Origin of the sequence: Acrocarpospora catenulata, from assembly GCF_018476525.1 — a bacterium.
Taxonomy (GTDB): Bacteria; Actinomycetota; Actinomycetes; order Streptosporangiales; family Streptosporangiaceae; genus Acrocarpospora; species Acrocarpospora catenulata.
Map to the genome: position 1 here is coordinate 1 of NZ_JAHCST010000123.1, position 5858 is coordinate 5858.

5 protein-coding genes are annotated in these 5858 nt (G+C 67.6%); 2 read left to right on the forward strand and 3 right to left on the reverse strand.

Going from position 1 to position 5858, the window contains the following annotated elements; all coding sequences use genetic code 11:
- Positions 1 to 55: 55 nt before the first annotated feature.
- Together KIP79_RS45740 and KIP79_RS48070 are read right to left on the reverse strand one after the other, a co-directional pair.
- Complete coding sequence (locus KIP79_RS45740; protein ID WP_214111354.1) at positions 56 to 1168, reverse strand: ferritin-like domain-containing protein; 1113 nt, start codon at positions 1166 to 1168, stop codon at positions 56 to 58.
- A gap of 209 nt (positions 1169 to 1377) precedes the next feature.
- Complete coding sequence (locus KIP79_RS48070) at positions 1378 to 1902, reverse strand: aggregation-promoting factor C-terminal-like domain-containing protein (RefSeq protein WP_250214950.1); 525 nt, start codon at positions 1900 to 1902, stop codon at positions 1378 to 1380.
- Positions 1903 to 2333: 431 nt separating this feature from the next.
- Between KIP79_RS48070 and KIP79_RS45750 the strand changes: the two genes are divergently transcribed.
- The gene (locus KIP79_RS45750; protein ID WP_214111355.1) at positions 2334 to 2801 is read left to right on the forward strand and encodes a glutathione peroxidase; all 468 of its coding nucleotides are present in this window, start codon (positions 2334 to 2336) and stop codon (positions 2799 to 2801) included.
- A gap of 539 nt (positions 2802 to 3340) precedes the next feature.
- Here KIP79_RS45750 and KIP79_RS45755 read toward each other — a convergent pair.
- Complete coding sequence (locus tag KIP79_RS45755; RefSeq protein ID WP_214111356.1) at positions 3341 to 4339, reverse strand: LacI family DNA-binding transcriptional regulator; 999 nt, start codon at positions 4337 to 4339, stop codon at positions 3341 to 3343.
- A gap of 201 nt (positions 4340 to 4540) precedes the next feature.
- On the opposite strand from KIP79_RS45755, the gene KIP79_RS45760 reads away from it, so the two are divergent.
- Positions 4541 to 5764, forward strand: a complete 1224-nt coding sequence (locus tag KIP79_RS45760; RefSeq protein WP_214111357.1) for an ABC transporter ATP-binding protein — start codon at positions 4541 to 4543, stop codon at positions 5762 to 5764.
- The last annotated feature ends 94 nt before the right edge of the window (positions 5765 to 5858 follow it).

The following is a 5858-nucleotide window of genomic DNA, read 5'->3' on the forward strand; positions in this document are numbered from 1 at the left end:
TGGGCGGGTGGGACCAACCACCGCAATCCGCTCTCGAACGTCGGCGGTGTTCTGGTCAGTCGGCGGCGAAGGCGATGGTTTCGGCCACTTCCTGGTGGCGTTCGGTTTCCTCGGTGGCGAATCTGGCCTCGTCGAGCTTGTCGGCGATCTCCTCGTCCTGCCGCATCAGGGTCTCCAGGCTCTGGCCGGCCATGTCCAGCACGCCCATGTCCGCGTACGCCTGCTGGAGCCGGGGGCTCCACAGCCCGATGTCCTTCACGCACGGCACGATCCGGCTGAACAGCAGCGACCGGAAGAGGCGCAGGTACTGTGACTCGTCCACGGCCTGCATGGCCTGATCGACCTCGGTTTTGGACAGGCCCTGGGCCTCCCACTGCTCCCGGCCGCGCAGCCGGTCCCGCATCAGGTAGCAGCCCTCGATGACGAAGTCCTCCCGCTCCCGCAGTTCCCGCTCGGAGAGGTTGCTGTAGTAGTCGCGCAGCGCCATGCGGCCGAAGGCGACGTGCCGGGCCTCGTCCTGCATCACGTACGCCAGGATCTGCTTGGGCAGCGGTTTGGTGGTGATGTCGCGCATCACGCCGAAGGCGGCCAGCGCCAGCCCCTCGATCAGCACCTGCATGCCCAGGTACGGCATGTCCCACCGGGAGTCGCTGAGCGTGCTGTCCAGCAGGGACTTCAGGTGCTCGTTGATCGGGTACGCCAGGCCCACCTTCTCCTGGAGGAAACGGGCGTAGGTCTCGGCGTGCCGGGCCTCGTCCATGGTCTGGGTGGCCGCGTAGAACTTGGAGTCCAGATCGGGGACCGACTCCACGATCCGGGCCGAGCAGATCATCGCGCCCTGCTCGCCGTGCAGGAACTGGGAGAACTGCCAGGCCGCGCCGTGCCGCCTGACCTCCCGCCTGGCCTGGGCGTCCATGCGGTCCCAGAGCGGGGTGTTGTAGATCGCGATCGTCTCGTCAGGGATGCCGAGCACGTCGTACGGGTCCACCTCCAGGTCCCAGTCGATACGCTTGACCGAGTCCCACTGCTTGTCCTTGCCCTTCTGGTAGAGGGCGAGCATGCGGTCCCGGCCGTCGTCGTACTCCCAGGTGAAGCGGGCGTTCCCGGCCATCTCCACGTTCCAGGTGGAGAGCTCGGCGGGGATGGTGTAGAGCTCGTGGGTCGACACGGGACCTCCCGGGGGCCGAGGTAAACGTACGTACACGTCTGACGGTGGCACGTCCACTGTACGTGCAGGTTTTCGCCAAGAGCCGCGCCGGGTGGGGGCGGTCCGGCCATGCGACAGCAAAACGCCCGGGGTTTGCGGCCCCGGGCGTTTCGCCGAAGAGAGACCCCTTCCCCTGGGTTCTCCTCGGGTCGCCGTGCCTTTCGGCGCGGCTAGTACCAATTGTGCGACCTGAAGTGCCCCCACGCACCACAAGGTGAGCCATATCGACCCTTGATGTATTTGATTCCCCAGCGAATCTGGGTTCGCGGGTTGTGGCGCCAGTCCCAGGAGACGCGGGCCATCTTGTCCGCGGGCAGTGCCTGCGGGATGCCGTACGCGCCGGATGACGGGTTCTGCGCGAGGTGGTTCCAGTTGCTCTCCCTGGTCCAGAGGCTGTCCAGGCAGCGGAACTGGGTGGGTGACCAGGCTTTCCGGCTGACCAGGCGGAACGCGAAGGCTCTGCTCTGGTTCCGCTGGGACATGGGCTCGGCTCGCACGGAGGCCGGGCGCTGGAGGCGTTCGGCGTTGGTGCGCCAGACGCCGTAGTGCAGCCGCCAGGTCATGCGGTGGGTCGGGTACGTACTTCGCTCCCCGACGCGTTCGCCGCTCGCCCGCTCCGAGCCCTCGTCCGCGAACGCCGCTGATGTGCCGCTCAGGGCAGCCATCATGATCACCGCCGCGGCTGTGGTGCGCATAGCGCTGGTTCTGTCCAAAACAATCCTTGTCATCGGGTCGCGTGCGGATGGCGGGCGCCGCAGGCGTGCTGTGGCGCCCGTTTCGCGGCCGCGCCCATGGGGTGGGCGTGGCCGTCCGCGCGGCCATTGACGGATTTCATGTGGAAATTCCGGTGGCCCCGCGACGGGTCCTAGCGCGGATTGAAGTACGCCGACCCGGCGTCGGTCGCGGACTTCGACACGCTTCGGCGAGGTGTTTGCCGATGCCTCGCCGATCATGGGGGCTCTCGCGGGGATGGGCTGACCCGGTGCGACGGCGGCCGGGGCCGGGGGAGTGGGGAACTTGGCCCGCGCATGGGGTTTCGGATCGGAAACGGTGGCGGGCTGGTGTAAGCCACGTCACAGGGCGTCAGAAGCGGAGGCGGAATCATGTTCTGGGTAGAGTCGGGCGTATGAGCATCCTTGGCATTCCTGTGACCACTCTTGACGGAGCCCCGACCACTCTTGGGGAACTCCTCGACGGCCGGGCCGCCCTGGTGGTCAACGTCGCCTCCAGGTGCGGGCTAACCCCGCAGTACGCCGGACTTGTCCGGCTTCAGGACACTTACCGGGACCGTGGGTTCACCGTGGTGGGCGTCCCCTGCAACCAGTTCATGGGCCAGGAACCCGGCACCGCCGAGGAGATCGCCCAATTCTGCGCCACCAATTACGGGGTCGACTTCCCCCTCCTGGAAAAAACCGAGGTCAACGGCGAAAACCGGCATCCCCTCTACCGCGACCTCATCGCCGACGGCGACGACATCCAATGGAACTTTGAAAAATTCCTACTCAACGCCGACGGCGAGGTAGTAGCCCGCTTCGCCCCCCAAGTCCAGCCAGAAGACCCCGACCTCCTCTCCAAACTAGAAAAAACCCTCTAACCCCACCCAACTCTCAACGTTCCGCCCCCAACCGCCCGACAACGCCATTCGGCGGGTGGATTTGGTTGCCGTGGGCCTCCCACCCACCCAGCCCACCTGACCTTCGGCCGGATCCTGGTCCGTCGGGTCGGTCGGCATGGTGGGAATCACTGGGCTGTAATCGACCGGGGCTCGGAGGGCGGCGAGGGTGGCGGGAGTCCCACGGCAATGGTCAAGGGTTGTTGATCATTGGGTAGGGGGCGGCGTGGCGTGGCTTCGGGGGTTCAGCGGGTCACGGTGAATGGTGACGAGTGACCCGATTGGGGAGGGTCGGGGGTCTGTTGCCGGGAGTTGGGGTGATCGGACGATGGGGATCGCCGTGTGGGGAGGCCGAACAAGCAAAGCGGCTGGGTTACCCCGCGGGGATGCCGAACAAGCGAGGCGGCTGGGTTACCTGCGGGAGGCCGAACAAGCGAGATGGCTCGGTTACTTGTGGGGAGGTCGGATGAGCGAGGTGGCTCGGTTACTTGCGGGGGGCCGGACAAGCGAGGTGGCTCGCGTTACCTGCGAGGGCCGCAGCTGCCGCGGATGATGAGTTCGGTGGGGAGTAGGACCGTGCGGGGACGGCGGCCCTGGCGCATGACGAGTTCGGCCGCTCGGTAGCCGATGTCCTGCCCAGGCTGGGCGATCACTGTCAGCGGCGGCGAGCAGAGTTCGGCCCACGGCACGTCGTCGAACATCACCAGCGACAGATCCCGGGGAATGCGCACATCCAGTTCCCTGGCCGCCAGCACCGCCGCCTCACCCAGCTTGTTCCCCCCGGCCAGCACCGCGCTGAGGTCCGGCCGCCGCTGAAGCAGCCCGGCCGCAGCGGCGTAGGCGGAATCCCGGCTGGCCCGAGCGTGCACGATCAGATCCTCGTCCAGCAGGTCCCCAAGCGCCGCCCGGAACGCCTCGACCCGCTCAGCCTGCCCGTGCCGCGCCAGAAAACCGATCTTGCGATGCCCGAGACCGGTCAGGTACTCCACCGCCGTACGCACCCCCGCCCGGTCGTCGGCGAGCACGGCCGGCACCTCGTCCAGCGCACGCTGCTCACCGGAGACCCGCCGGTCGGCGAAGACCACATCGAGCCCGGCCCGGATGGCCGGCGTCCACATCTCCCCGTTCCCGGACGGCACCGCGACCACCCGATCCATGCTCTGCTCAAGCAGCGAGCCGACCAGGTCCGCCTCCTGCTCGGGATCGTCACCGGTCACCCCGATGGTGACCGGCTCGCGGTAGGAGCGGGCGCAGGACAGCACCCCGTCGGTGAGCCGCGCGTAAATGCTGTCGGTGATGTCCGGAATGAGCAGCGCGATGCCACCACTCCGCTGCTGCCGCAGGTTCCGCCCGAGCGCGCTCGGGCGGTAGTCCAGTTTGGTCGCCGCGTCCAGCACCCGCTCCCGGGTCTCGGCGCTCGCCGACCCCCCGGACAACACCCGGGACACGGTCGCGACCCCGACCCCGGCCATCTCCGCCACGTCCTTGATGGTGGTACGCCGCTGCGCTGGACTCCCCATGGAAACGATTCCATCAGAATTCCATCATTACTGCCAGTCTCATCTTGATAACGGGAATGTCATGACCTAGGGAAACTAGGGGTTCCGCTTGACAGCGATGTCCGGTTCAGGTGAGATGCATGAAAACGTATCCACTTTTCCCCTAGTGGAGACCGGCATCGGGGGTACCGGGCCGGTCCGCAGGCATCGCGAAGGACTGGCATGGCTTCAATCGTTCTGAGCAACGTCGACAAGATCTACGCGGGCGGGGTCAAGGCCGTGAACGGCCTGAACCTGGAGATCAAGGACGGCGAGTTCATGGTGCTGGTCGGCCCGTCGGGGTGTGGCAAGTCCACCGCCCTGCGGATGATCGCCGGCCTGGAGGACATCAGCGGGGGTGAGATCGCGATCGGCGACCGGGTGGTCAACCACCTGCCGCCGAAGGACCGCGACATCGCGATGGTCTTCCAGAACTACGCCCTCTACCCGCACATGACGGTGGAGGAGAACCTGGCCTTCGGCCTCAAGCTCCGCAAGATGCCCAAGGCGGAGATCGCCAAGCGCGTCAACGAGGCCGCCAAGATGCTCGGCCTGGAGCAGTACCTCAAGCGCAAGCCGGCCGCGCTCTCCGGCGGTCAGCGCCAGCGTGTCGCCATGGGCCGCGCCATCGTCCGCGAGCCGCAGGCCTTCCTGATGGACGAGCCGCTCTCCAACCTGGACGCCAAGCTCCGCGTCTCGATGCGCGCCTCCCTCAACCAGCTGCACGAGCGCCTCGGCGTCACCACCGTGTACGTCACCCACGACCAGGTCGAGGCGATGACCCTCGGCGACCGGGTCTGCGTGCTCCGCGACGGCCTGCTCCAGCAGGTCGACACCCCGCAGAACCTCTTCGACAACCCGGTCAACCTGTTCGTCGCCGGGTTCATGGGCTCCCCGTCCATGAACTTCACCTACGCCGAGATGGTCCGGGACGGCAGCGGCGCGGCCGTCGCCTTCGCCGGGTACAAGCTGCCGGTGCCGGACTCCAGCTTCGCCGAGAAGCCCGGCCTCGACCGGTACATCGGCAAGCGCATCATCCTCGGCATCCGCCCCTCCGACTTCGAGGACTCGGTCGCCGCCAACGGCAACGCCGCCGGGTGGGTCCGCATCCCCGTCCGGGCCAACGTCACCGAGGAGCTCGGCTCCGAGATCAACGTGCTGTTCACCATCGACGCGCCCCCGGTCGAGCACCGCGACACCGTGGCCGCCGCCCACGACGGTGACGAGGAAGAGGCCGCCGCTCTCCCGCTGTCCGGCGACAAGTCCCTGTGGACCGCCCGCGTCAACGCCCGCAGCCACGTCCGCCCCGGCCAGAACATCGAGCTGGTCGTGGACACCCACAACCTGCACTTCTTCGACGTGGAGTCGGGCCTGTCCATCGGCCACGAGGCCAACCTCGGCCGCTAAGAAGCCCGGCCCTCGCCGCCTCCCCCTCCGGCGGCGAGGGCTGTTCCACCAGGCTCGGCCCGGGAGCACCGCTCCCGGGCCGGGCGCGTCCGCG